General features: G+C 73.0%; 25 protein-coding genes. 4 read left to right on the forward strand and 21 right to left on the reverse strand.

Annotation, left to right across the window (positions count from 1 at the left end; genetic code table 11):
- Positions 1–33 precede the first annotated feature (33 nt).
- Positions 34–1,536 (forward strand): FAD-binding oxidoreductase, encoded by a 1,503-nt coding sequence (locus tag ACLQ25_RS12940; RefSeq protein ID WP_425731121.1) that lies wholly within the window; start codon positions 34–36, stop codon positions 1,534–1,536.
- Positions 1,537–1,551: 15 nt separating this feature from the next.
- On the opposite strand, the gene ACLQ25_RS12945 is transcribed toward ACLQ25_RS12940, so the two are convergent.
- The 17 genes from ACLQ25_RS12945 to ACLQ25_RS13025 all read right to left on the reverse strand — a co-directional run bounded on the left by ACLQ25_RS12945 (position 1,552) and on the right by ACLQ25_RS13025 (position 19,925).
- Complete coding sequence (locus ACLQ25_RS12945) at positions 1,552–2,346, reverse strand: AfsR/SARP family transcriptional regulator (protein ID WP_425731122.1); 795 nt, start codon at positions 2,344–2,346, stop codon at positions 1,552–1,554.
- A 137-nt stretch (positions 2,347–2,483) separates the two neighbouring features.
- The gene (locus tag ACLQ25_RS12950; RefSeq protein WP_425731123.1) at positions 2,484–3,611 is read right to left on the reverse strand and encodes a hypothetical protein; all 1,128 of its coding nucleotides are present in this window, start codon (positions 3,609–3,611) and stop codon (positions 2,484–2,486) included.
- Positions 3,612–3,624: 13 nt separating this feature from the next.
- Positions 3,625–5,970, reverse strand: a complete 2,346-nt coding sequence (locus ACLQ25_RS12955) for a hypothetical protein (protein WP_425731124.1) — start codon at positions 5,968–5,970, stop codon at positions 3,625–3,627.
- Positions 5,971–5,981: 11 nt separating this feature from the next.
- The gene (locus ACLQ25_RS12960; RefSeq protein ID WP_425731125.1) at positions 5,982–7,418 is read right to left on the reverse strand and encodes a baseplate J/gp47 family protein; all 1,437 of its coding nucleotides are present in this window, start codon (positions 7,416–7,418) and stop codon (positions 5,982–5,984) included.
- Entirely contained in the window at positions 7,411–7,914 is a 504-nt protein-coding gene (locus tag ACLQ25_RS12965) for a hypothetical protein (RefSeq protein WP_425731126.1), read from the reverse strand. Before ACLQ25_RS12965 ends, ACLQ25_RS12960 begins: the two co-directional genes overlap by 8 nt.
- A 1-nt stretch (position 7,915) precedes the next feature.
- Positions 7,916–8,239, reverse strand: a complete 324-nt coding sequence (locus ACLQ25_RS12970) for a hypothetical protein (protein WP_425731127.1) — start codon at positions 8,237–8,239, stop codon at positions 7,916–7,918.
- Between the two features lie 10 nt (positions 8,240–8,249).
- The gene (locus tag ACLQ25_RS12975; RefSeq protein WP_425731128.1) at positions 8,250–10,277 is read right to left on the reverse strand and encodes a hypothetical protein; all 2,028 of its coding nucleotides are present in this window, start codon (positions 10,275–10,277) and stop codon (positions 8,250–8,252) included.
- Positions 10,274–10,921: a hypothetical protein gene (locus ACLQ25_RS12980; protein WP_425731129.1), complete on the reverse strand. Its 648-nt coding sequence runs from the start codon at positions 10,919–10,921 to the stop codon at positions 10,274–10,276. Before ACLQ25_RS12980 ends, ACLQ25_RS12975 begins: the two co-directional genes overlap by 4 nt.
- Positions 10,921–11,421, reverse strand: a complete 501-nt coding sequence (locus tag ACLQ25_RS12985) for a hypothetical protein (protein WP_053659787.1) — start codon at positions 11,419–11,421, stop codon at positions 10,921–10,923. The genes ACLQ25_RS12980 and ACLQ25_RS12985 overlap by 1 nt, the downstream gene beginning before the upstream one ends.
- A gap of 2 nt (positions 11,422–11,423) precedes the next feature.
- Complete coding sequence (locus ACLQ25_RS12990; protein ID WP_425731130.1) at positions 11,424–12,902, reverse strand: hypothetical protein; 1,479 nt, start codon at positions 12,900–12,902, stop codon at positions 11,424–11,426.
- Complete coding sequence (locus ACLQ25_RS12995) at positions 12,899–16,120, reverse strand: hypothetical protein (RefSeq protein WP_425731131.1); 3,222 nt, start codon at positions 16,118–16,120, stop codon at positions 12,899–12,901. The genes ACLQ25_RS12990 and ACLQ25_RS12995 overlap by 4 nt, the downstream gene beginning before the upstream one ends.
- 2 nt (positions 16,121–16,122) lie before the next feature.
- Complete coding sequence (locus tag ACLQ25_RS13000) at positions 16,123–16,377, reverse strand: hypothetical protein (RefSeq protein ID WP_355051243.1); 255 nt, start codon at positions 16,375–16,377, stop codon at positions 16,123–16,125.
- A gap of 28 nt (positions 16,378–16,405) precedes the next feature.
- Complete coding sequence (locus tag ACLQ25_RS13005) at positions 16,406–16,834, reverse strand: hypothetical protein (RefSeq protein WP_355239242.1); 429 nt, start codon at positions 16,832–16,834, stop codon at positions 16,406–16,408.
- A 16-nt stretch (positions 16,835–16,850) separates the two neighbouring features.
- Complete coding sequence (locus tag ACLQ25_RS13010) at positions 16,851–18,020, reverse strand: hypothetical protein (RefSeq protein ID WP_425731132.1); 1,170 nt, start codon at positions 18,018–18,020, stop codon at positions 16,851–16,853.
- A gap of 35 nt (positions 18,021–18,055) precedes the next feature.
- Entirely contained in the window at positions 18,056–18,997 is a 942-nt protein-coding gene (locus ACLQ25_RS13015) for a hypothetical protein (protein WP_425731133.1), read from the reverse strand.
- Between the two features lie 139 nt (positions 18,998–19,136).
- Positions 19,137–19,439: a barstar family protein gene (locus ACLQ25_RS13020; RefSeq protein WP_425731134.1), complete on the reverse strand. Its 303-nt coding sequence runs from the start codon at positions 19,437–19,439 to the stop codon at positions 19,137–19,139.
- Between the two features lie 36 nt (positions 19,440–19,475).
- Positions 19,476–19,925, reverse strand: coding sequence for a ribonuclease domain-containing protein (locus ACLQ25_RS13025; RefSeq protein WP_425731135.1), 450 nt, complete (start codon positions 19,923–19,925; stop codon positions 19,476–19,478).
- Positions 19,926–20,155: 230 nt separating this feature from the next.
- On the opposite strand from ACLQ25_RS13025, the gene ACLQ25_RS13030 reads away from it, so the two are divergent.
- From ACLQ25_RS13030 to ACLQ25_RS13040, 3 genes are all read left to right on the forward strand, one after another.
- The gene (locus tag ACLQ25_RS13030; protein WP_425731136.1) at positions 20,156–20,929 is read left to right on the forward strand and encodes a hypothetical protein; all 774 of its coding nucleotides are present in this window, start codon (positions 20,156–20,158) and stop codon (positions 20,927–20,929) included.
- Positions 20,930–20,990: 61 nt separating this feature from the next.
- The gene (locus ACLQ25_RS13035) at positions 20,991–21,494 is read left to right on the forward strand and encodes a hypothetical protein (protein ID WP_425731137.1); all 504 of its coding nucleotides are present in this window, start codon (positions 20,991–20,993) and stop codon (positions 21,492–21,494) included.
- 132 nt (positions 21,495–21,626) lie between these two features.
- Complete coding sequence (locus ACLQ25_RS13040; RefSeq protein WP_425731138.1) at positions 21,627–21,980, forward strand: hypothetical protein; 354 nt, start codon at positions 21,627–21,629, stop codon at positions 21,978–21,980.
- A gap of 87 nt (positions 21,981–22,067) precedes the next feature.
- On the opposite strand, the gene ACLQ25_RS13045 is transcribed toward ACLQ25_RS13040, so the two are convergent.
- The 4 genes from ACLQ25_RS13045 to ACLQ25_RS13060 form a co-directional block, all read right to left on the reverse strand.
- Entirely contained in the window at positions 22,068–22,706 is a 639-nt protein-coding gene (locus ACLQ25_RS13045; RefSeq protein ID WP_425731139.1) for an endonuclease domain-containing protein, read from the reverse strand.
- On the reverse strand, positions 22,669–23,016 hold the full coding sequence (locus ACLQ25_RS13050; RefSeq protein ID WP_425731140.1) for a hypothetical protein: 348 nt from the start codon (positions 23,014–23,016) through the stop codon (positions 22,669–22,671). Before ACLQ25_RS13050 ends, ACLQ25_RS13045 begins: the two co-directional genes overlap by 38 nt.
- A gap of 117 nt (positions 23,017–23,133) precedes the next feature.
- On the reverse strand, positions 23,134–23,682 hold the full coding sequence (locus tag ACLQ25_RS13055; RefSeq protein ID WP_425731141.1) for a hypothetical protein: 549 nt from the start codon (positions 23,680–23,682) through the stop codon (positions 23,134–23,136).
- On the reverse strand, positions 23,682–23,921 hold the full coding sequence (locus ACLQ25_RS13060) for a winged helix-turn-helix domain-containing protein (RefSeq protein WP_355051253.1): 240 nt from the start codon (positions 23,919–23,921) through the stop codon (positions 23,682–23,684). Before ACLQ25_RS13060 ends, ACLQ25_RS13055 begins: the two co-directional genes overlap by 1 nt.
- Between the last annotated feature and the right edge of the window lie 234 nt (positions 23,922–24,155).

Consider the following 24,155-nt stretch of genomic DNA (forward strand, 5'->3'; position numbering starts at 1 on the left):
GTCCGGGCGTACCCGATCGAGAGGACTCGGACCATGCGTGACCTATCCCGTCGTGACCTGCTCAGGGCGACGGCCGCCGGCGCCGGAGCTGTCGCTCTCCCCGGCGTGGTCGCCGGCAGCTCGGCGATCGCGGCGGACGGCCGATCCTCCGATGGCCGGCCCTGGAACGACAGGTTCCCGCCAGCCGAGCTGACCGGCCGTATCGTCCGTCCGCAGAGCCCGGACTACGCCGCCGCGAGCCTCGGCTGGGACGAGCTGTTCGTGCACTATCCGCTGGTCATCGTCTTCGCGCAGGAGACCCGGGACGTGGTCAACGCCCTCACCTGGGCGCGGCAGCACAACGTCGCGCTGCGGGTCCGCAGCGGACGCCACAGCCTCGAGGGCTGGTCGAACGTCGACAACGGCATCGTCATCGACGTCAGCGAACTGAAGGGCGCCCACATCGACCCGGCAGCTCGCACCGCGCGGGTCGGCGCGGGACTGAGCCAGTTGGAGGCGGTGACCGCGCTCGGGGAGCACGACCTGGCGGCAACCACCGGCACGGAGGGAACCGTCGGGTTGTCCGGCGCGACCCTCGGTGGCGGCTTCGGATTCCTCACCCGCTACCTCGGGATGGCCTGCGACAACCTGATCGGCGCGGAGATCGTCGTCGCGGCGGGCGCGGACGGCGCGCGGGTGCTCGACGTGGACCCGTGGAACCACGCGGACCTGCTCTGGGCACTGCGCGGCGCCGGGAACGGCAACTTCGGCATCGTCACCTCGCTGACCTACCAGGTCGCCCCACTGCGGAGCGTCGCCTACCTCCAGGCGACCTGGCCGGGCCTCGACGACCTGCGCGACGTCTTCGACACGTGGCAGCGCACCGCGCCGTTCAGCGACCCGCGCCTCGGCACCCAACTGGAGATCCACCGGAACGAGATCCTGCTGTTCGGGGTGCTCGCCGAGGGTTCGGAAGCTCAGGCCAGGAAGCTGTTGGCGTCGATCCTGTCGATCGGCGACCCCACGGTCACGGTGCAGATCGGCGGCTGGGGGGACGTCTACGCCGGATTCCAGATCCCGACCGGGGACGAGCCCGCGAACTGGAAGTTCTTCTCCCAGTTCACCCGCGAGCCATTCCCGGACAAGGCCATCGGGGTGATCCGCGCCTTCATGCGAGACGCACCCACCGACGACAGCAACTTCTTCACGCAGGCGTTCGGCGCCGGGGCGCAACGACACGAGCCGTTCGGTGGCTCGGCCTTCCCGCACCGCGACGCGCTGTTCTACTCCGAGCCCGGCGCGGGCTGGGGCACCCGCGGCGAGCCCGACAGCGGCGACGCCCTCACCCCGATCGCCCAGGCCTGGATCGCCGAGTTCAGCCAGGCGTTGCGGCCGTACGTGGACGGGGCGTACGTCAACGTGCCGAACGTCGGGATGGCCGAGTGGGAGACGGCCTACTGGGGACGCAACTTCGAGCGGCTGCGCCGGATCAAGGCGAAGTACGACCCGCACAACGTCTTCCAGTACGAGCAGAGCATCCCGCCCGCCACGCGCTGACCGAGGCGACCGGTGTCAACTGTGCCGTCGGACCGCCTCCGGGACGGTCACACCGGTCAGGCCGGCGCGGACGAGCTGCTCCAGCCACCGTGTCGGGGCGATGCCCAACTCCCGGCCCAGGTCGGCGCGGAACAGCTCGAACCGCCGTACCGCCTCGTTGAGGTTGCGCTCGGCCAGGTGCACACCGATCAGCACGCGGGTCGCGCTCTCCCGCAGCGGTTCCAGGTGCACGGCGGTCAGCGCCACCTGCACCGCCTCGCTGAGGCGTCCCTGCGCGGTGAGTCGTTCGGCGAGGGCCTCCAGCGCGTGCAGTTGGGTCTGGCGCAGCCGCTCCCGCTCGGTCAGCACCCAGTCGTCGTACCAGCCGGGCAGCAGCTCGCCGGTCGCCAGCGCGGGCACCCCGACGCTGACGCCGGCCGGCACGCCGCCGGTCAGCAGCGCCGCGGCGGCCGCACCGAGGGTGGCCACGTCGCTGGTCACCCCGGCGGCCAGGGCCAGCCGGTCGTCCTCCTCGACGAGCGGCTCGGGGGTGGCCCGGTGCAGTCGCCAGAGCATGGTGCGCAGGTTCGCGCGAGCCCGCTCCTCGTGCGAGCCGGGCCAGAGGGTGCCGGCGGCCTCCCAGCGGGCACACCGCTGGCGTACGCCGAGGAAGGCGAGCAGCCGGCGGGCGCCCTGCGGCACCGCGACGGACCGGCCGTCGCGTTCCAGCGCGAACCCGCCGAGCAGCCGCAACGCGTAGCGCGCTGGTCGCGCCGCCTCGGTCTCCTGCGCCCCGGAGCGGAGGTCCTGTGACACCTCGTGAACTGCCATCCGTGCGCCCTTCGTACCCGATCGCCCCGTGGGAGTCCCACGGTCGGGTGTGGAGGGTCGGTACGCCAGCGCAGTGTCGTCACACCGACCCGGCGAACGGCGCGGATCAACCGTTCGCCGGAGTCGCCGCCGGCCGTTCAGCGCAGCTTGCTCAGCGTCCGGGCGTAGCCGGTCCACTCGGCGGCGTCGCCGACGTCGGCGCGTACCCCCGCCTCCTTCATGATGCCGACCACCCGCTCGGTCGACGCCTCGGCAAGCTTGCCCAGCGTGCTGATCCCGGCGCGTGTCAAAGCCGCCCGGGCCTTGGTCGGCACACCGGTCAGCATGGCGATGTCGGCGTCGGCGACGTTTTCCAGCTCCGCGTCGATGCCGAGCGCGGCGGAAACCGCCGACTGGGCGCCCGAGGTGGTCCGCACGATCGCCGCCTCCCGCTCGCTGACCTCGGCGACCAGCGCGTCCAGGCTCGGGTAGCTGCTGTCCGCCGGCAACACCTTGAGCACGTCGCGGATCGTGCGGCCGTCGGCCAGCTCGTCCTCACCGAAGGAGCGCAGGAACTCCACCACCTTCACCTCGCGGGGGAAGCGCTGCCGGACGTCGGGAGTCTCGACGGCGTACCGGTCGAGGTAGGCGGCGCCCCGGACCTTCGGGCCGGCGACCACGTCCACGCCGAGGGTCTCCACGGCGGGCAACACGATCGTGCCGGCCTTGGTCTGCCAGATGCTGACCTTCTTGTCCATGAACATCGTGGTGCCCATGTACTTGCCGAAGTCCAACGCGCCGATGTAGTTGGGGATCTGCTCGAAGGTGTACGGGCCGGGCACGATCTTGTTCTCGTGCACCGTCGAGTGCAGCCGGTTGATCTCGGCGCGGATCTCGTCGAGCAGCCGGCGCAGGCTCACCCGCATCGCCGCCATGCAGGTGAACGCCTTGGCCAGGTCGGCGCCGAGGTGGTCCAGGTCGTGCTCGATGCGGTGGAAGCGCTCGTTGAAGCCCTGCTCCCCCGGTGTCTGACCGGCCTGTACGACGTCCTCGCCGTCCACCCAGTCGGTGTGCGCGAACGTGCGGGCGAACGGTGGTGGGGCGCAGCCCGGCTCCACCGCCGGGAACGACTCGGCGTAGCTGAACACCCGCTTCGCGGTGCCGACGTTCTCGTAGATCCAGGAGGAGACCAGCACGCTGGCGTCCGAGGCCGGGATGCCGTGCTTGGTGAACGCCTCGTACAGCTCGGTGACGGTCACCCCGTCGTAGTTGATCTCGTTCGCCATCGTGGTGTCCCTCTCAGAGCTGGTCGTACACGCCGCGGTGCCGGCGCTGCTGGAAGGTGCGGAAGGTCCGGGCGACGGCCGGGCGCAGCGGCTCGGCCGTCCCGTCGTCGTCGAGGTCGACGTGGTCACGCCGGATGCCGAAGGTGTTGATCTCCACCCCGAGCGGGCAGATCCTCGTCAGGGTGTTCATCAGCCGCTCGTACTGCTCCAGGGTCAACGTCACCCCGTCGGGCAGCTCGACCCGGAACTCGTACGGATCGGTCCGGCCGGTCCGAACGTAGGAGAGCGCCACCACGGCGACCAGGCCGGCGTGGGTGGGGCGCAGCGCGGTCCGCGCGCCGACCGACTTGATCTCCGCCGTGCCGCCGCCGAGTCCCACCGTGTACCAGCGGAACCCGGTGGCCCGGCGCTCGCTCAGGTTCAGGCCGGCCTGCGGCAGGCCGATGACGCCGCACACCAGCAGCACCCGGTTGCCCGTCTCGACGAGCGGAAGCACGGCGGCGAGGTGCTGGTCGCGCAGCAGCCCCACCAGCCGGGCCAGCCGGTCGGCGGCGGCCGGCTGGCCGGCGATCAGCGCGGACGCCAGCGCGGCCGGCAGTTCAATGGTCTCCACCAGCTCGTCGGGCAGCCGGTTCAGCGCGGCCACCACGGGCGCCGGATCGCGCACCGCGGGCAGGCCGGCGGCGGCGAGGACCGCGTCGACCGGCTGCCCGGCCGGTCGGGTCGGCACGGCGGCCCACCGGGTCCGGGCCACCGCGTCGGTCAACGGGTTCCACGTCGTCTCCCCGGCGGCCACCCAGGCCGTCCGTGCCGCGGCCAGACCGGCCAGCAGCAGGGCGTTGCCACCCGGGTCGCCCGGCGCGTGGAACTGCGCCTCGACCGGCGCGTCGACGCCCACCGGGGCGGTCAGCGGCGCGGTCACCGCGAGCCCCCGGGTGGGCAGGTGCGACAGGTACATCACGGTGGTGGTGAGCCGGTGCGTGGTCGGCAACCCGCAGACCCGCCACAGCCAGGACAGCTCACTGTCCGCCGAGACCGTGGGCACGCCGGCGGCGCGGGCGGCGGCGATGAGCGCCTCGGCGGTCCGGTCGGCGGTCACCGTCCGGCCGGTGTCCAGCACCCGGTTGCGCAGGTCGTTGGCCTGCGCCGGGGTCGGCCAGCTCACGTCGACGCCGAGACCCAACTCGTAGCGGCTCCCACCGGCGTCGTCCTGGGCCCGGCTGACCTGCCACACGATCGTCGAGCCGAGCGCCCGGCACACCCGCCCCGCGCGGTCCAGGGCCGCAGCCAGCGGCGGCGCGATGCCGTGCGCGCTGCCGAAGGTGTACGACTGGCGCAGGCTCGCCCGCAGGGCCGTGACCTCGGCGAGCCGGCTCGCCGGCAGCGCCCGACCGGCGTGGACGGTGTTGTTCGGCGGGGTGTTGGCGGGCAGCACGAGGCGGTCGCGGCGCAGTTGGGCAAGGAAGTTGGCGCGGTGCTGCGGGTCGCCGACGGCCACCAGCCGGACCGCCACCGCGAACTGGTCGTCTTCCTCGCGCAGCGTGAAGCGCGCCCCTCCCGGCAGGTCGGCGAAGAGGCCCGTGTTCGGGTCGGTGTCCGCGCCGGGGCCGTTGAGCAGCCGGCGTACCGCGCCCGGGGTGGGCAGCAGGAACCGCCGGTACAGCCCGAGCCGGTGGGCGTACGCGTCGTCCGGCTCACGGGCCGGTGCGGCCAACCGGCGGGCGTACACCTCGCCGTTGGTCGGCTCGTGGACCAGCTCGTCGACGAAGCGGGCCACCCCGACGTCCGCGCCGATCCGGTCCAGCGCGTCGCGCCGGGCGTGGGCCAGGGTCCGGTACGCGTGCACCTCCCGGGCCGCCCGACGCAGCCGGTGCTTCTCGTACGACACCAGGTAGAGCAGGCGACCCAGGTTGCCCTCGACCACGGCCAGCTCGACGAGGGCGGAGAGCGCCGTACCGGTGACCGCCGTGGCGGCCGCGCCCTCGACGGCCCGCTCGGCCGACACGGCGACCGCGAACGGCGCGACAAGCGGTTCGTCGGCGGTGTCCGGCACGTACGCCGGCACCGACGCGCCCTCGGCGGACCAGGGCGCGAACACCACCGGCGGCAGCACCCGCTGCCCCGCGCCGCCCGGGTCGACGGTGACCGTCACCCGGACGGTCTCCTCGGCCAGGTCGCGGCGCAGCACGACGGTGAGCAGCGGGTGTCGACTGGTCCAGTCCACGACGGCGGCGCCGGCAGCGGCGAGTGGCACCACGACCCGCCGGACCGTCCCCGGGTACGGGCCCTCCAACTGGTCGACGAGGTTGCGTTCGACGGACGGGTCGACGCCGTCCACGGGTACCCGGATGTCGGTCATCGCGCCCCCGCTCAGACGATCCGGAACGGCCGGGGGTCGTCCCGGTCGACGTAGACGGGCACCTGGTTGGCGGCGAGCACCGCGTTGTCGCCGACCGGCAGCCGCTGCACCCCGTCGCCGGTGGGCGCGCTGCCGGTCACCACCACCGCCGAGTCGGCCGGGAAGCGGACCAGCCGCAGGTTGCGCACGTCGGCGACGCCCGGCTCGTTCATGAGCGTCCAGATCACCTCGGCGGCGCGGACCGGCTCGCCGAAGGGCAGTTCGTCGACGTACCGGCGCAGCCGGGCGTGCAGCCGGGCGCGCAGCTCGGTGGCGGCCGTGGAGGCGTTGATCGTCTCCTTTGAGCCGGTGGGCAGCGGCAGGCCCCGGATCACCAGGTCGGCTTCGACGCCGATGCCGACCTCGTCGGCGCGGTCCACCGAGGCGAAGATGCCCACCGGGCGCAGGTCCTCGATGACCGACTCGACGGCGGCGTGCAGCCCGTCCGGACCGTCCCAGATGGCGGCGGCGGTCGGGGCGACGAGCACCGTGACGTAGTACGGGTTGCCCAGGTCGCGTTCGGTGCTGAAGACCCGCTCGATGAAGTTGAAGTTGCCGAAGATGGACTGGTTGAGGTCCAGTCCGCCCCGGCCGTCGAAGACCTGCACCTGGCGTACGCCGGGCACGGTGGCCACGGCGAGGCCGATCGCTTCGGCCGTCCAGATGGAGCGGGGCGCGGCCAGCAGCAGTTGCCGGTAGCGGGCGTCGGAGACCTGCTGCTCGCCGCCGGTGAGCGCGACGGTGTGGGTGATCTCGACCAGTTCCTTGCCGGCGGCCTGCTCGGCGTCGTCCAGGTCGGCCAGCAGGGTGTCGGCGCGGTTCCAGCGGTCGATCTTCTGCTGCGCCTGGGTGGGGTCGAGGTTGTGCGCCGGGCCGGGATAGAAGGCGGCGACGGCCGGTTCGCGCTCACCGACGGCGGCGGAGAGCACCACCGTCTCGTCCAGGGCCACGTGGTGCCCGCCGGGGGTGGACAGTCGGGCGCCCCGGGGCAGCGTGAGCTGCGGGTGGCCGGTCGGCAGCGCGGCCTTGAGCTTGAGCTTCACCGTTCCCCGCGCCGGCAGGTACGGCCGGGGTATGCCGAGTTCCTCGCCGAGGCGGGTCAGCGCGTCGGCGGTCGCGGACACCACGAAGGAGTTGTCGTAGACCGCGCCGAGCGCGGCCCACATCCGGGCGTCCTCCAGGGCGGCGAGTTCGAGGACCTTGCGCAGCACCGCGCCGCTGGTCAGGTCGACGTCCTCGCCGAAGAGCAGCCGGGCGGTGGCCAGCTTCTCGGCGAGCAGCCGGGCGAAGGACTTGGGCACGAAGCCGGTCTCGACGATGCCGAAGCCCGTCGAGCCGGTGGCCCGCAGCGCGGCGGCGTCGACGGCGAGGACGTCGGCCAGCTCGGCCGGGAGGGTCGGGTCAGACACTGGGCAGCTCCCCGAGGCGCACCGAGAGCCGGTCGTCGGTGATGGTTTCGAACTGGACCTGGACCTGGAGGGTGCGCGAGGAGCGCAGCGCGGCGGCCGACGCGTCGTCGGCGCGGCCCGCGCCGAGCCGGCCGTCGTCGAGGTTCACGTCGACGATCTTGCGGACCCGCGGATCGCGGTCGAGCAGGGTGATGATGCCGATCCGGACCTGCTCCCGGATGAGGTTCGGCTCGATCTGCTCGGCGAGGGCGTTGAGCCCGTCGAAGCCGAACGTCGCGTCGAAGACGTTCGAGCCGCGCAGCGTGGTCAGCGCCACCGCGAGGCTCTGCGCCACGTTGCCGGTGCCCTCCACCAGCGCCAGCGTCCGGCCGTTCGGACCGTCGTCGAAGACGATGTCCCGGGCCAGGTCGACGCCGGGCATGGTGGGTTCGAAGGCGAGGCCCCACCCGAGGTAGCGGCGCTGGGCGGCCTGCCGTTCGCGCTCGGTACGGTCCACGTCAGGCCGCCTTCAGCTTGCTCTGGCCGGCGCTGGCGGACAGTCCGGGGCTGGAGCCGTCGGTGGCGCCGCTGAGCGAGTCCAGAGCGACCCAGGCCCCGCCGACAGTGAGCTTGCTGGCGGCTCCGGTCGCCGTGGTCACCGTGCTGCACTGCTTGGTGGAGTTGCTGGTGGTGATGGTGCAGCCGGCCACCGACTTGCCGTTGATGCCGTCGAGGCGGACCACCGGCTTGTGGTCGACGGTCAGCTTGCCCTGCCCGGCCGGAGAGACCTTCCCCTGGTTGGGGCAGTGCACGTCGCTCGACGTGGTGAGCACGAATGCCATGTCGCTCTCCTCAGTGGACGTTCATCGCGTTGCTGACCTGGACGTCGACGTCGTCGGCGGCGATGCTGACCGTGCCGCCGCTGATGTTCACCGCGCCGTTGCCGGCGTCCAGGTCGATCCGGGTGGCGGTGATGGTGATCGAGCCGTCCTGCTTCATGACGATCGAGGACCCGCCGCCGGCGTGCTCGATGGTGATGCTGTCGGCCTCGTCGGCGCGCGCCGGGCGCTGGCCGCGACCCTTGAGCTGGTCCCGGCCCACCCGCACGGTCAGCTCGCCCAGTTCGATGACCCGGTTGCCGTCGCCGTCGGTGAGGTCGTGCGCCACCTTGCCGTCGTGGTCGGCGGGGGTCACCGTGTCGGCGATGGACGAGCGGCTGCTGCTGGCCACCCCGACCGGCAGCGACAGCCACCAGTCCCCCGGCTCGGAGACCGGGGCGTGCCCGGTGGGCCAGAGCGCGCCCACCTCGACCGGGTCGTCCGGCGCGCCGTTGCGGTACGCCAGGGCCACCCGGGTGCCCGGGTAGCGGGGCAGGATCAGCCCGCACCCGCCCCAGGCGAAGGGCGTCAGGTAGGTCACCCCGGGCAGCGGCGCGGGCTGCTGCCGGCGTACCGGCAGGCGGCGGGCGGCGTTGGGGCGGCCGTCCGGGCGAACGAGGCCCTCCCACACCGTCTCGGTCTGTGCCGGCGGCTCGACCGCGTCGCTGGCGTTCGTGGCGACGGCGCGCACCTCGCCGATCTCCAGACCGCGCGTCTCACCCCGGGCCGCGCGGGCAGCCCGGCGCACCGCCTCGGCGGCAGCCACCCCGGGTGACGACGCGGGACCGGCCGGCTCGGCGGTCCCCACGCCGGACGCGTCGCTCCAGGTGTCCCACGCCTGGGCGCTCGACGCGACCTCGACACCCTGCACCACCGTGACGAAACCGGCGGTACGCGACAGCGTGTGCCGGGCGGCGCTGAGGTAGAGCAGCTTCGACCCCGCGCCCAGCTCCCCGGTCGACGGGGCGAACGGCGCGGCGAACGAGCCGAGCAGCGCCGCGCCGACGCTGCCCAGCGTGGTGGCCTCGTCGGTGGCGGGCGGGTCGAAACGCACCAGGTCGCCGGGCTTCAGGTCGGGGCGGCCCTTGAGGGTCAGCGTCCACGCCCGGCGGCGCGGCGCGGCGGTGCCGCCGGTCTCGGTGGCCGCGTACGGGTCGGTGTCCTGGGTGCCGTTCTCGGTGCAGGCCAGCAGGCCGGTGGCGAGGGTCAGCGGCTTCGGCTCGCCCTCCGGGTACGGGATGGGGCGCTTGCCGACGTGCACGGTGCCGTCGCGGATCAGCAGCATCCCCCGCCCGTACGCGTTGAGGGACTGCTGCAACGCGCCGCCGAGGCGTTCCAGGGCGGCGCGGTAGAGCAGCCCGGCCCCGAAGGCGACCCGTTCGTCGCCGGCCGCCTCGGTCGCGCCCCGGGTCATCGTGCCGTCCGGGTTGGCGCCCCATCCGGTCACGTCGACCCGGGTCCGCTCGCCGATGGCGCGGATCGCGGCGGTGAACGTGGCCGCCTCGAACCGTTCGGCGATCCGCTGCCCGAGCCGGGCGTACGCCTGCTCGACGAGGGTCAGCTCGGTGTCGTACGTGCGCTCGCCGGTGAGCCGGCGCACCTTCGTGACCCGCAGGACGGCGACCAGCGCCTGGGTCAGCTCGGCCGGGGTCGGACCGGCGTTGACGCCGACCAGGTTGGTGAAGAACGCGCCGACGGAGGTGTTGGCGTCGCGCCAGTACAGGTGCAACTTCGCCACCAACGGCGGTTGCCCCTCGGCGGTGCGCAGCGCGGCGAAGTGTTCGTCGATGAGCCCCTGCACGGTGACCGTGTACGCGCCGGGACCCAGCCCGTCGGGCAGCGCGGCGTCGATGGCCGCGTAGTAGTCGGCGCTGGACAGGGTGAGCGTGGCGTCCGGGCTGATGCCGGTCGGGGTCTCCCGGTGGAAGGTGATGGTCCAGCCGGCGTCGTTGCCGACGGCGCCCTGGCGTACCTGGCCGGTCTGGAACGGCGTGAGCGTCACCGCAGCACCCTCCGCATCTTCTTGTCGAGCAGGTAGCGGTAGCGCAGCCGGGCGGGACCGAGGTCGGACTCGACGCGCTGCGCGGGCGGCCGGCGACGCCAGACGAACTCGTTGATCGGTGGTGGACCGAACTGGTCCACCGCCCGGTCGGCGGGCCGCCAGGCCACGGTGAGGTAGGAGCCGTAGTCGCCGGAGCCGCGGACCGTCCCGGCGTGCAGCAGCCAGGCCAGCACCAGCACCTCGATGGCGACCGGGGTGACGCCGGGGGCGGCCGGTGTGCCCGCGTCGGGGCAGACCCGGCGCAGGCCGGTGGCGAGCGGCACGGAGCCGAGGATGCGGGTGCCCTGGCGGACGACGAGACGCAGCGGCACCCGTCCGACCAGCGCCGGTGGCCGGGACGTGGCCGTCGGCGCGGGTCGGGGCGCGAGGTCGTCGGCGGAGCTGCTCACCACGGCGAGTGGGTCGGTGGACAGCCACTGTCGGGCCAGGCCGGTGGGCAGGATCAGCACCGCGTGCACGCCCGCGCCCAGCTCGACGCGGTGTGGGAGGCCGGCGGTGAGGCCCTGGCGCACCTCGGTGAACCCGTCGGGCATCTCGATCGGTGTCTCCGGCAGCAGGTAGCGGTCGATCGGGAACGGTGGCATCAGTTGCCCAACCCGTCGGCGAGCGCGCCGACTCCGATGCTGGCCACGTCGAGCAGCTTGCCGAGCAGGCTGGGACGGGGCACGTGGACGAGGGTGATGGTGGTGTCCAGGACGTCGCGGCGGGCGGCCGAGGCGTTGAAGGTCAGCGACTGCACCTGCATGTCGGTACGGATGGTCATGGAGGTGACCAGGATCAGCCCGCCGAACTTCCCGCCGGAGTACGCCGCCAGCGCGGTGCCGCGTTTGCTGGCCTCGGCCATCGTCTCCAGGGCGAACTTCCAGGCGTAGCGTTCCGCGCCGACGAGCACCCCGGTGAGCGTGATGGTGTCGTCGTGGGTCGCCACGATGGCCTTGTGGGCGGTGGAGCCGATCGGCGGCAGGTGGTACGTCTGCGCCAGGGAGATGGCGGTGACCGCCCACAGTGGGATGGGCAGCACCCCGTCGCTGATGATCGCCGACGGCACCGTGCCGTACCGCATGAAGCTGCTGGTGATCGCCATGCTCAGCGTCCTCCGGTGGGTGGCAGCGGCACCGGCGTACCGGTGGGTTCGACGGCCAGGCCGAGGTCGCGCAGGGCCTGGGTGATCTCGCGGACCTCGCCTGCGGCGCTGGTGACGCGCAGCCGCAGCCGGCGCTCGGCCAGGGCCGCGCTGATCCGCGCGGGCCGGGTGGACGCGGATCCGCGCCGGTTGATCCGGTCGATCTCGGCGGCGGCGTCCTCCATTCGGGAGATCGCGTCGAGGATCCGGGGGTCGGGGGTGAAGCCGGGGTCGTCGCGCTGGAGGCGGGCGATGGCGTCGCGGAAGTCGGCGGCGTCGCGCCGCAGGTTGACCACGAGGTTGTCGGTGAGCGCGCTGACCCCGCTGACGCTGGCGGCCCGGTGCGACTTGTCGTCGACGAGCCACACCCAGCCGTCGTGACCGATGCCGACGAGGTCGGTGCCGGCGACCTTGACGTTGGCGTCCGGTCCCTTGAGGAACAGCTCGATGCTGCTCAGCGAGAACGCGGCGCTGTACTCACCGAGGACGCCCCGGCCGTAGGTGACCATGTCGTGGCGCAGGTAGGCGCGGAAGCCGGGGCCGTCGTCGGCGCGTCCGTTCCGGTCGCGGAAGCGCCGCCACAGCGTGGCCAGGGCTTCCGGGTTGTGCACGGCGAGTTGCTGGGTGAGCCACACGTCGCCGCTGGCCACCACGGCCCGCAGGTCCGGATCGCCGATGCGGGCGAGGGCGTCGGCGAGGCGGGCGTCGCTCATCTGCAGGCCACGCGAGCGGGCCCGGCCGAGGTCGTCGACGGCGGTGCGCAGCCGGGCCAGTTCGTCGGGGGTGAGCCGGCCGCCGAGGCGGGTCTGGAGGTCGGCGACGGCGGGGCGTTTGCCGGCCTCGCTCTCGGCGGCGACCGCGCGCCACAGCGCGGCCGGTTCCAGCTCGGCGGCCCGGCGCAGCGCCGCCTGCCGGTCCGCCGGCATGGCCCGGAACGCGTCACCGACGATCGCGGCCGGCTCGGCGTGCCGACCGGCGGCCCCGCCGCCGCCGTCGAACTCCCGCAGCAGCGAGTCGGCGTACGCGCCCGCGTCGTCGGCCAGCCGCAGCGGCGCGTCACCGACGATGCCCTCGCGGGGTCGGCTCAGCTCGCGCATCTCGGTGCTGAGCTGCTCGAAGTACTCGCCGAGGGTCGCCACCCGCACCCCCTCGGGCAGGGTGCCGCCCTCCAACACATGGTCGAGGATCGCGGCGATGTTGTCCCGCAGCACGGCGATGCGTTCCAGCCGGTTGAGCGCGTTGCCCAGGTGCAGGTCGCCGACGTCGTCGACGATGCGGCGGATGAGGTGTTCCAGCAGCCGCCGGGAGCGCACCTCGCCGGCCTCGCTGTGCTCGGCGATCGTCCGCATGAAGCGCCGCAGCCGGGGGTTCGCGTCGGCGGCGGCGTGCACGGCGGCGGCGTCGAGGAACCGGCCGGCGCGGAACCGGCGGGGCCCGGTCACGGCCGCACCACCGGCACGCGCGGGCCGGCGGCGGCACCGCCGGGCTGCGAGTCGAGCACCATGAGGATGAACCGGGCGCCCTCCGGGCCGCCGACCGCGCCGCTGAGCATCGCCTCGCGCTCCACGTACGCGAGGATCGGCTCCATCAGCTTCTGCACGACGCGTTCCAGCACCTCGTTGAGCAGGATCTCGGTGAGGAACCCCTGGAGCAGGTCGCGGGACGCGGCCTCGACGATCTGCCGGGTGACCCGGCGTACCACGTACCCCCGGGCGGCACGCAGCCCCGCGCGGACGCCGAAGCGCAGCGCGACCCGGCCGCCGCGCACGGCCGCGCCGCCGATGGTGCCGACCTCCGGGATGAGCGACATCGCCAACCCGAGGTACGCGGCGAACAGCTCCACCTCGACCTCGGTACGGGTGAGCACCAGCTCCGGGTCCAGCATCGAGGAGTAGAGGCGCTCGCGTTGGTGGGCGTGCGCCACGTCGACGGCGGCGACGGCGACGCCGACCACGAACCCCAGCGGCGGGCAGAGCAGGGACAGCGCGATGATCCCCACCATGACGGCGAACGCGCTCAGCGCCTCCCGGCCCAGCTCGGTGCTGAACAGGCTGTCGACGCCGCTGGCGTAGTAGGGGTTGCCGCCGAAGAACTCGCCGAGCTGCTGGTGGGTGACGAGGTGGATGCCCTGCAACGCGTAGCGTCCGCCGGGGATCGTGGCCGACGGGATGTGTTCGCTGATCCGGCTGGAGCGGAAGGCGAAGCGCGCGTCGGTGCGGGCGCGGCCGAGCATCTCGGTGTTGTGGCGTCGCATGTCCTGCAACACCCGCCACAGCTCGTCGCGGATGGCCGACCGGTTTCCGGCGAAGCGGGCCAGCACCTCGGGCACGTCGGTGATCTGCTTGACCAGCGGGTCGACACCCTCGGCCTCGCCACGCTGAATGACCAGCGCCTGTTCGATCTCGGCGAGGGTCCAGAGCACCGCGTGCGAGTCACGGATGCGGGTGACGCCGTCGCGTTCGACGATCTCGCCGGCCGCGCCGGGGCTGGTCAGCGCCGCCTCGGTGGCGAGGAACGCGCTGGAGATGGCGCGGGCGGCCCCGTACCAGGCGGTGGACGGGTTCAGCACGCTCAGCGTGGCGACGGTGCCGCCGCCGGCGTCGGTGTGCTCCTGCGTCCACCGGGCGGCCTCGTGGCGGCGCAGCCGCTCACGCAGCCCCTGCAACTCGGCGTAGTCGGTGAGCTGGGAGACGATCAACCGCTCGAAGATCGGCGCGTACTGGTCGAAGCGGGCGATCCGCGCCTCGATACCGGTTTGCGAGCTGAGCAGGAGCTGCACCAGCATGGCCTGGCTGCCGACGACGAACACCTCACCCACCGCGGCGTTCACGGCCGGGCTGAGCGCCTGCACGAAGTGCAGGTTCCAGGAGGCGGAGGTGTCGATCCAGCCGCCCTGGATCCGCGCGAAGTGCTCGGGCTGGCTATAGCGGCTCATGACGAGTTGGGCGAGGTGGTCGAGGCGGGGTACGACGCCGGCCAGGTGACGCAGGAACTGCACGGCGGGCGAGGCGACCGGTCGGAAGTCCAGCGGGCCGAGTCGCCCGCTGCCTTCCGGCACGGGCCGGGTGAACGCCTCCCGCTCGGCCGAGCCGACGAGCAGGCTGATCGCCGCGGCCCGGCCGCGCAGCACGGCGGCGGCCTGGAGACAGAAGTTCGCCGGGTAACGGCACGGCTCGCCCATCTGCAACCGGAACGCGATGTCGTCCATGAGTCGGCGCAGCTCGTCGCCGTCCGGGCCGAGCGCGGCCAGCTCCGGCTCCCCGTTGAACGACGCGCAGGCGGGCATCGTGGAGTGCCCCGCCCCGACGGCGGGGAACCGCCGTCCCTCGACGCCCGGCGGCGCGCTGGGGCTGCTCGGGTCGAAGACGAAACCGCCCCGCCGGGCGGCGGTGCCACCGTCACCGGTGCCACCGGCCCCGCCACCGGGACCGCTACCCGTGCCGAGGCCTCCCGCCCCGGTTCCGCCCGGTCCACCGCCACCCGGGCCGCTGCCCGCTCCGCCGCCGGTTCCGTTCCCCGCGCCGGCCCCGGCGCCTGTGCCGACCCCGCCGCCGGGCGGCGCGTTCGGATCGGGCGGGGCGACCGGGCGCTGCTCGACGCTGATCGGCAACAGGTTCGCCGTACCGGTGAAGTGCAGCGTGGCGTCGGTCTCCTCGGTGCCGACCAGCAACAGGGAGACGCCGCCGATGTCGACCACCACCAGGCTGGTCGGGGTGGCCCCGCCCACCGACGCGAGGATGGCGTCGACCCGCCGCGTCACCTCGGCGTCGACGGCCCGCTCGATCTGCGCCTGGTACTCCTCGACGCTTGTGGTCTCGCCACGCGGCGAGGCGATTCGCAGCCGCCGCCGGATGTCGCCGCTCAACTCCTCGTCCACCATCGCGACCAGGGCGCTGCGGTCGGCGACCGGCCGCCGCTGCACCGTCCCGGGTTGCGGGCTGGGCACCCGCGCCTCGACCTCGAAGTGGGGTTGCGGGGTGGCCCGGAACACCGTCTCGCCGAACTGCTCGAAGGTCAGGATCGACAGTGGAGTGGTGGTCACCATGATCGCCCAGACCGGACGGCCGTCCACGCCGACGACCCGGGCGATGATCCCCTGCGGGGTGCCCGACGGGAGCCCGCCGTGCTGGCGTACCGCCTCGCGGGCCAGCTCGACGAGGTGACCGGCCAGGTAGGCGGCCGGGCGCAGCAGCCACTGGTACGTCACCCGCGGCGGCTCGGGGCCGTCCACCGGCACCTCGGCGGCGTCCCCACCGGCGTCGTAGGACGGCACCCGGTACATGGCGAGCAGGTGGCGCATCCGCTGCGGGTCGAACAGCTCGGTCGCCGGTTCGCTCAGCGGCAGGGGCACCCCGGGCGGCAGGCCCGGGTCGAGCCGCGCGGCGGCGACCACCTCGTCGACGCGCCGGCGCAGCCGGGCCTCGAAGGCCCGCCGCTCGTCCGGCGACACGTGCTCCCGGGCCGCGCCGGTCCAGCGGAACTCCGGCGCGTCAGCGCGTACCTCCAGGTAGCCGCCGTGCGGCGCGACCGCCTCCTGGCGGGAGCGTTCCAACGCGCGGGCCAGGGCGGCGGCGAGCGCGTCGGTCACGGCCTCCGGCCGCTCGGTCACCGACCGGGCGTCCAGCCGGATCCGCACCGGCACGTGCACCGAGATGGCCACCGTCAGAACCGCCCGTCGAGGTGCTCGGCGAGGCGGGCCAGCGCGAGGTCCGCGAGCGCGTCGGCGTCGAACGCGCCGCCGGCCGCGACCACCTCGATCTCCACCGGAAAGTGGTACGCGATGACGGCGCGGTCGTCCTCGGCCACCTGCTCGGCCTCGGCCTCGCTGCCGGCCGCCGGCAACACCAGCTCACCCGCGTGCACCAGGGCCAGCCCGGTACGGGTGACCCGGGCGGCGCGGCCAGCTCCGGTCGCCATCTGTTACCTCCGGTTGATCCTGGTGGGGTTACGGCAGGACGGACGGGTCGCCGGTCTTCGGGTCGACCGAGGCCGCCAGGCTGAAGCCGCTGAAGGTGGCCGCCGGCGCGCCGGAGATGGTGGCGGTGGTCGGTGTGGCGCTGGTGATCAGGCAGTCCTGCAGCACGAAGGACGAGAACGCCCAGTCGTCGCCGGTGTGCTCCAGCAGCGCGATGTCGAACAGCTCGCCGTCGAGGGCCAGTTTGGTGAGCCGGCCGGCGACGTCCCCGATCGCCTTGACGGTCATCGTGAAGTTCATCGACACGGGCGCGTGGATGACGCCCATGTGGGTCACCTCGCACGAGTGCAGCGCCTCGACGTTGAGCGAGAAGGACGGGCTGAACGAGTCGATCGGGCTGATCAACACCGTCTCGGTGCCCTTGGTGTACTGCACCGCGAGGCGGGTCTTCCACTCCATGGTCTGGTTCCTCCGGTCAGAACTTGGCCACGAGCGTGACCAGCAGGCGGCTCACGGCCGGGCCGTACGTGACGGTGACGACGAGGTCGACGGTGCGGTCGGCCCGGGCGGCGGTGACGATCGACGTGTCGGTGGCGGTACGGGCCACCTCGGGGATGGTGAGGATGTCGAGTACCGGGATCTCGATGCGGTAGTCGTCGATCACGGCCTGCCGCTTGAGCGGGCCGAGGATGCCGTCCACCTGGGTCTTGAGCAGGGTCATGCCCGGCTTGGTGATGCGGGCGTCGCCGACCAGGCCGATGAGTCCGGCGCGGAGCATGAACTCGATCGAGTCGAGGGTGCGCACCAGGTCGACGTGCAGCAGGCTCGCGTCGGAGGTGAACAGCCGCCCGTCGGCGAAGTGCAGGCTCTCGCCGGTGATCAGCGTGGGGTCGATGATCGGCGTGAGGTTGGCCTCGGAGAGTCCCTTGATCTCGGCCGGGCTGTACTGCTTGGCCACCGGGATGGCCACCCCGCGGATCTTCTTCAGCACGATGCTGTGGTGCACCGGCAGCCCGGCCACGGCGGCCATGGCGGCGGTGGCCGCGTCGCCGTCCGCGCCCCGGGCGGCGATCATCAGCATCCGGCTGGTGCTGCTCTTGAGCGGGTTCGCGGCGGTGGTGATGTCGGTGACGTAGGTGGGGCTCTTCTCGGTCGCCGGGTTGACCATGGCGAAGCCGATGCGGCGCTGGCCGGCGGCGGACATCGTCTCCACGTGCGCCTTGAGCGCGTGCAGCCCGGTGGGCGCGCCCGCTCCGGCGGGGTTGCCGACGGTCGACTCGTTGGCCAACGACACCATGGTCACGTCGTCGGCGGCCTCCAGACCGCTGAGCGCGGCGGCGTAGTCGTCGCCGGCGACCTTGACGCCGTACACCTTGGCCGGGCGCGGGTCCTGAAGGAACGCCAGTTCGAGCGAGTTGTAGAGGGCGTTGCGGACGACGTTGCCGGTCTGTCGGCGGGCGAAGTTGGTGACCGCGTCGTCCAGGGTCTCGATCCGGACCGGTGTGTTGGCCGGGGCGGAACCACCGTCGGCCGTGGACGGGGTCTTGCCCACCACGGCGATGACGCCCGGCGAACGCTGGGCCAGCGGCGCCGGTGGCGGCACGATCCGGACCTCGATGAACGGGAATGCTGCTGTCGGTGCCACGGGTCCTCCCGGACGAAGTTGCTGCTGGTCTGATCTCAGGTCGGGACGGCGGCGAGCCCGATGCCACTGCGGGCGAGCCACTGGCCGGCGCGGGCGAACCGGGCGGCCCGCTTCTGCGCGGCGGTGCCGGTGTCACCGCCGGGCCATCCGTCGTCGTCGAACGTCTCGACGGGCACCACCCACACGGCGACCACCCGGTGTCGCCGCCGGACGTCCTCCGGCGCGGGCACGTCCAGCCCCAGCTCCTCGGCCCGGGCGCGGACCAGCCGCGTCTCGACGAGCAGGTCGGCCAGGGAGAAACCCTTGTCGCGGACCAGCACGGCGGCCGCGAACGGCAGCGGGCGGGGCGTGGGTGGGGCGGTCGGCGGCGCGGCGTAGCGCAGCCGCACGGTCGCGCCGGCGGCCTGCCCCCGCATCCGGTCCACCAGGTCACCGGCGTTCGCCGCGCCGACACCGGCGAGCAGCCGGCCCAGGTGCGCGTCGGTGAAGGCGGCCGGCTGGTGCAGGCCCGCCCGCAGCCGGGCCACCAGTCGGGTACGGCGCTCGGTCTCCAGCAGCGCCGGATCGGCCGGCAACGCGCCCAGGTCGGCGATGATCTGTCGGTCGACGTCGAAGGCCGGCGTCGCCACGTCGAGGTCCTCGACCCGGTCCCGGGCGGCGCTCGTGCGCACCACGAGGCTCCCCCGCCAGAGCGCGTCGATGCGCAGCGCCGAGCTGCCGAGGCCGTGCAGACGTACGCGCAGCTCGGTACGGGCCGTGCCGCCCTCGCCCAGCCACTCCCCCTCGGCGAGGGTCACCGGCGCGGCCGCGAAGCCGAGGGTCAGCTCGTCGAAGACGGCCGCGTACGGGGGCGCGACCGGCATCGCCTCGGTGTCGTACGCGGCCTCGACCAGGTGGGCCAGCGAGGCGTCGTCGAAGAGCGCGGCGCGGGTGCCGGGATCGGCCAACCGCACCAGCACACCGTCGACGAAGTCCACGCTGCGGCCTCCCCGCTGCCTACCCCGGGGCACGCCGCCCGGCTCGGCACGATGATCGCCAAGGGGCCGTCACCCGAGCGTCACCGCCACCGTCACCGCCCTCGACCATCGGCCGGACTGTCGGCAGCCCGACGCGACCTCAGGGACGCAGGACCACGCGCAGGGGGTGCGGGGCGCTGCTGGCGAGGTCGTCGAGCACGGCCCTCAGCAGCGTGTGCTGGCCGGACGGCTCGTCGGCGAGGAGCTGACCGGCGTCGGTGACCAGCAGGGTCAGCGGGCCGGCGTCCAGCCGGTCCCGGAGCACATCGGCGAGGGCGTCCCAGGTGTCGCCCAGGTACGGCGGCAGGGCCAGTGCCTCGGCCAGCGCGGCGAAGAGCGCGGGTCGGGTGCGGGCCGCCGCCCCGGCCAGCACCACCGCGCCAACCTGCTCAGCGTCGTCCATCCGCGTGCCTCCTGGTCCGGCTGGCCACCGGGTCGGTCAGAGCCGGTAGAAGTCGGTGTAGTGGTTGGGCGAGAACCAGGTGACGCCCGTGCTGCGGTTCACCACGATCCGGTACGCGTCGCGGGCGGCGCCCTGGGTGCGGGGATACACGTCGTACTCGTAGTAGGTGGCGTTCGTGGGCAGTTGACCCTCGTAGTTGTAGAACCGGCCACCGGCGAAGTTGGACAGCCCGCCGCTCCAGGAGTACCAGCCGCGGCTGGTCGGGAAGCCCTTGCCGGACCAGCCGGAACGTGCGGTGCGCGCGTCCGCGCAGCGGCTGATGGTGCAGGAGCTGTAGACCGCCGCCGACGCGGAGTCCGTCAGCCGCGGGGTGACCACGGACGGGCCGACCAACGCGGCGGCGACCATGGCGAGGAGCAGGGCGAGGGTGGTGGTACGCCGGCGGATCGCGCCGAGCGTGGCCAGCGGGGACACGAGGGTGGACACAGGCTGCCTCCAGACCATCCGATCCATCGACCCGCGTCATTGGCGGGTCGGGCTCAGTCTGGCCGCTGCCTGCGCTCGGCGACAGCCCCACCGGCCCAACTGCTCCACAATGCCCGGTGAACCCCGGGCAACCGACATTGCGCCGCACATCGGCGCGGCGTCGGGCATTTCGGTCCTGCGTTGTTAGCGTGAGCTGCGGGCGCGCGGACCCGTGACCGTGAAGGGGTGCCATGACGGACGCTCCCGAACAGGAACCGAGGCCCGCGGACCTGTGGCGACAGCGGGGCGTCCGCGCCCTGCGGGCCACCCGGGACGGCAGCGTGCGCGGCTGGCGGTGGTGGGCGCGCACGTGGGACCGGCTGGTGGCCGCGCTCCAGGACGAGGCCCCCGTCGGCGCTGGTGCCGGCCCGTCCCCGCCCGGCCCACTGGTCGAGCAGCGCGACGCGCCCCGACTGATCGCCGTGCCCGCTCAGGGGTACGTCTACTCGTTCTACGTCCGCGCCACCTTCGCCTGGTCGTCACCGGCGAGCCTGCGGGCCGAGGTGCTGAACTGGTATGTGGGGTACTTCCAGCCGAACGCCATCCAGCGGCTGACCCGACTCGCCGCCGACGCCGCCCGGGACCTGCCGCCGCATCGGGCCGCCGACCTGGAGGTGGCGTTGCAGCGGGCACTCGCCGAGGACCCGGAGTGGTCCTACCGGCGCGGGGACGTCCTCGTCACCTGCCGACCCGACGCCGCCGTACGCCTCGACGAGCGGATGATGCCCGCGCTGCGACCGCACGTCGACGCGATGGTGCGGATGGAGTACCAGTTCGACGAGCAGATGCGCCGGGCGACGTACGCCGAGGAGTTGAGCCGGCGGTGGACGACGATCCTCGGCGATCACCTCGACGCGGACGCGGACCAGGAGATGGCGGACGCCCGCGAGCACCTGCTCGCCGCCCAGCGGGAGGCCGCGCGCTGGATCGGCGACCTTCTGCACCACCGGGTCAGCAAATCGTGATCGCGACTCGTTAGCATCCTCCCGTCCTTCCGCCAGGGAAGGCACGGGGGAGGAACACACGATGCAACTTGAACGCAACTGGAAGCCGTACGCCAAGGGCCCGGCGCTGCTGGTGCTCGCCGTCGTCCTGCTGTTCTCGCCCGAGCTGCTGGCGCTGATGAACCAGGAGTTCACCTTCGGCAACTGGGTCGGCTACGCGGGGGCGGTGTTGGCCCTGATCGGCGGCCTTGGCGCGGTGCGCGAGAGCCGCGAGGAGTTCGCCGTCGGCATCGGCGAGCAGGGCATCACCTGGACCAAGGGAGCGGCCACCACCGAGTTCGGGTGGTCGGAGGTGACCCGGGTCGCGATCGAGAAGCGGCCCAACGCCGGCAAGCTGGAGAAGCCGAGCATGCTCACCGTGTGGGTGGCCGACCAGACCCAGCGCGCGGTACCGCCCGACGTCGAACTGACCGGCCTGCGCGGCTACCGCGTCGCCGACCTGCGCAACACCCGGCAGTCCCGCGACGAGGTCGCGGCGGCGCTGCGCCAGTACGGCGGCGACCGCTACCCGGCCCCGGCCGCCTGAGAACTCGGAGAGTCACCGATGTCGACAATGCCCACTCCCGCACCCGCGCCACCTCCTGCCCTGCGGCCACCCGCCGACGGGGAGTGCCAGTTCTGCGGCAGTCACCCTGCCGCGCGGGTCTCGTTCCAGTCGATGACGAGCATCGTGATCCTGTACGTCGTCTCCTCCCAACGCGGCTGGATGTGCCGCGCCTGCGGCCTCTCGCTCTACCGCCACCACACCAACAAGACTCTGCTGGCCGGCTGGTGGGGCATCGGAATCATCGGCATTCCGATCTTCCTCGGCGTCGACCGCTTCCGGCTGCGGCGCATCCTGCGGCTCGCCCCGCCCCAGCCGACGCCGGGCGTCGCGGCGCACCTGCCCGCGCCACTCGACCCCGGCAAGCCGGTCATCCAACGCCCCGGCGCGATCGTGAGCCTCATCCTGCTGACCCTGTTCGTCCTGATCGCTGGCTGCGGCGCCCTGGCCTTCGCCACAACCCCCTGACGCCTCTGCCGCCTCGGGCTTCCTCCCATGATCACTTGATGGTGACCAGTTGTCAGAGGTCCCGGAGAACTGGTGACCATCAAGTGATCATGAGGATGAGCGGCGGTTGGCGAGGATCGCCAGGGTCTGCTGGCGGACCTCGTCGGGGTTCGCCAGCAGGCGGCGGTGGGTGAAGCGGACCACGAGGATTCCCCTGGTTGCGAGCAGGGCGTCGCGGCGGAGGTCGATCTCGCGTTCGGCCGGGTCACCGTGGGTGGTGGCGCCGTCCAGCTCGACATTGACGCGCTCGGTCTCGGCGAACATGTCAAGGTAGATGGTCCGGCCGCCGACCCGTATCGGCGCCTGCCGGACGAACGCCGGCATGCCCGGGCCCGTGAACACGTGGTCGTGGCCCCAGATCTCCAGCGGGCTACGGCAACCGGCGGCCAGCCGGTGCACCAGAGCGCGCAGCGTCGCACGGTCCGTCAGGTGGGGCTCCTCGGCCAGGGCGGCGACGAGTCGCTGCGACGTGGTGAGCCGGTCGTTGACCGCGCGGATGACCGGCCCGGGACGGTCACCCGGTGGCAGCAGCGGCCAACAGTCCACCAGGGTCCGGTCCAGTCGCGTCACGGAGAACCCGCCCCGAACCACCACCTGCGGCGGTTCGGCCGCGAACCCGATGCGGTGGCGGAGAGCGACGTGCGGACGGTCACGCAGACCCGAGCCGGTCGGTACGTCGACGTACACCGGCTCGCCGGGTGGCTGGCGGCAGGCCCCACACGTCGAGCGCGGTCAGCCGGCAGAGCGCACCCCGACCGTCGGCGTACGCGAGAGCCGCCCGCCGCGCCAGTTCGGGCTCGACGCGGGCCAGGACCGGCGTCTCCGTGCCCGGATGGGAGAGCAGGGTGGCGTCCAGGTAGACCCCGGGCAGCGCCCGGACCAGCCGACCAGCCCGGCACGTGGCCTGAACCGTCCATTCGGGTGCCACCCGCACCATTTCCCGCCAGGTACACACCCCACCACCGGAAGCCATGAGCGCGCACAGTCGCGAGTCCATGGGGCGAACCTGCCGTACCGCGCCCCGGCACACCGGTCGCGCCGGCGCCCCTGTGGACAGCGCGCGCTCCTGTGGACAGCGCCCCAGACCGCGCCTCGATGTGGTAGGCGACGCCTGTCAAACGCGCTCGTCACCTGGCGAGTGCACGGAGAGACCGTCACGCCGGAAACCCAGCGCCCCTCGGGAGGTACGGTCCGCCTTGCGGGCGGCGCCAAGCACGAGGTTGATCGCGACCCGGTTGGCAATGTCGTCGAAGCCATCGATACCGAAGGCCCGGAACAGCTGAATGCCGTCGGTGGGCCCGTTCCGGACCTCGATCCGCCCATCCACGTCGATGTAACTGGACGCGGTGACGGACTCCTTGTCGAAGACGTCGTTCGGACCGGCCACCACCGGCTTGTCCACGACAGCGGTCAGCTCGTGCGGGGCCGCGAGGAACTGCTCCAGCCGGGCCGAGGCTCGTCGCGCCCCCGCAGCATCGTCCGGCTCGAACACCCACACCCAGATCTCGCGTGGGTGCACGTTCCAGCAGATGAGTTCGGGCCCCGAGAAGTTGCCGTCAACGTCGCACGTCACGAGTGCGTCCGGAAAACGCTGCACCAGGTCCGCCACACGAGTGGCGAGACCGCCCGCGTAGGCGGCGTGTTCCGAGATGTCCCACGCCACTACGGCTCCCGCATCCAGGTCTTCGGGTCCGTCACGAAGATGCCCTTGCCCTGGTGCCGCCGGATGACCCGCAGTGCTTCCAGACGAACGTAGACCATCTGAATGGTGGACGAGCTGACGTCGAAGCGGTCGGACATGTCAGCGATCGAGGGCAACTTGTCCCCCGGCTTGACCTTCCCGCTGCGCAGGTCCCCGATGATCTCTTCCGAGATCCGGATGTAGTCCGGTATCTGTGGCATGGCACTCCTCGCGTGGCACGCCAATTTGATCACGACACGCACTGGCCAGACAACTAAGCGTTGCGGTGGCATGCTTAGGCATATATGTTTAAGTGCGAGCCGCTCCTCGCGTGGCAACGAGTGCGGCTCATCCCCTCGGTCGGGGGGGGGGGGGGGGGCCCCCCCCCCCCCCCCCCCGCCCCCCGCGCGGGCGGGGGGGGGGGGGGGTTGGTGGGAGCCCAAACCCCCCCCCCC

It is taken from the genome of Micromonospora sp. DT44, from assembly GCF_049841635.1.
In the GTDB taxonomy this organism is placed as follows: domain Bacteria; phylum Actinomycetota; class Actinomycetes; order Mycobacteriales; family Micromonosporaceae; genus Micromonospora.

Excerpts from the sequence above, each read along its gene's own strand:
- ACLQ25_RS13000 (WP_355051243.1), bottom strand. The coding sequence starts at position 16,377 with ATGGCGACCGGAGCTGGCCGCGCCGCCCGGGTCACCCGTACCGGGCTG.
- ACLQ25_RS12985 (WP_053659787.1), bottom strand. The coding sequence starts at position 11,421 with ATGGCGATCACCAGCAGCTTCATGCGGTACGGCACGGTGCCGTCGGCG.
- ACLQ25_RS13060 (WP_355051253.1), bottom strand. The coding sequence starts at position 23,921 with ATGCCACAGATACCGGACTACATCCGGATCTCGGAAGAGATCATCGGG.
- ACLQ25_RS13040 (WP_425731138.1), top strand. The coding sequence starts at position 21,627 with ATGACGAGCATCGTGATCCTGTACGTCGTCTCCTCCCAACGCGGCTGG.
- ACLQ25_RS13030 (WP_425731136.1), top strand. The coding sequence starts at position 20,156 with ATGACGGACGCTCCCGAACAGGAACCGAGGCCCGCGGACCTGTGGCGA.
- ACLQ25_RS12970 (WP_425731127.1), bottom strand. The coding sequence starts at position 8,239 with ATGGCATTCGTGCTCACCACGTCGAGCGACGTGCACTGCCCCAACCAG.
- ACLQ25_RS13005 (WP_355239242.1), bottom strand. The coding sequence starts at position 16,834 with ATGGAGTGGAAGACCCGCCTCGCGGTGCAGTACACCAAGGGCACCGAG.
- ACLQ25_RS13020 (WP_425731134.1), bottom strand. The coding sequence starts at position 19,439 with ATGGACGACGCTGAGCAGGTTGGCGCGGTGGTGCTGGCCGGGGCGGCG.
- ACLQ25_RS12940 (WP_425731121.1), top strand. The coding sequence starts at position 34 with ATGCGTGACCTATCCCGTCGTGACCTGCTCAGGGCGACGGCCGCCGGC.
- ACLQ25_RS12980 (WP_425731129.1), bottom strand. The coding sequence starts at position 10,921 with ATGCCACCGTTCCCGATCGACCGCTACCTGCTGCCGGAGACACCGATC.
- ACLQ25_RS13050 (WP_425731140.1), bottom strand. The coding sequence starts at position 23,016 with ATGGACTCGCGACTGTGCGCGCTCATGGCTTCCGGTGGTGGGGTGTGT.
- ACLQ25_RS12950 (WP_425731123.1), bottom strand. The coding sequence starts at position 3,611 with ATGGCGAACGAGATCAACTACGACGGGGTGACCGTCACCGAGCTGTAC.
- ACLQ25_RS13035 (WP_425731137.1), top strand. The coding sequence starts at position 20,991 with ATGCAACTTGAACGCAACTGGAAGCCGTACGCCAAGGGCCCGGCGCTG.
- ACLQ25_RS12945 (WP_425731122.1), bottom strand. The coding sequence starts at position 2,346 with ATGGCAGTTCACGAGGTGTCACAGGACCTCCGCTCCGGGGCGCAGGAG.
- ACLQ25_RS12955 (WP_425731124.1), bottom strand. The coding sequence starts at position 5,970 with ATGACCGACATCCGGGTACCCGTGGACGGCGTCGACCCGTCCGTCGAA.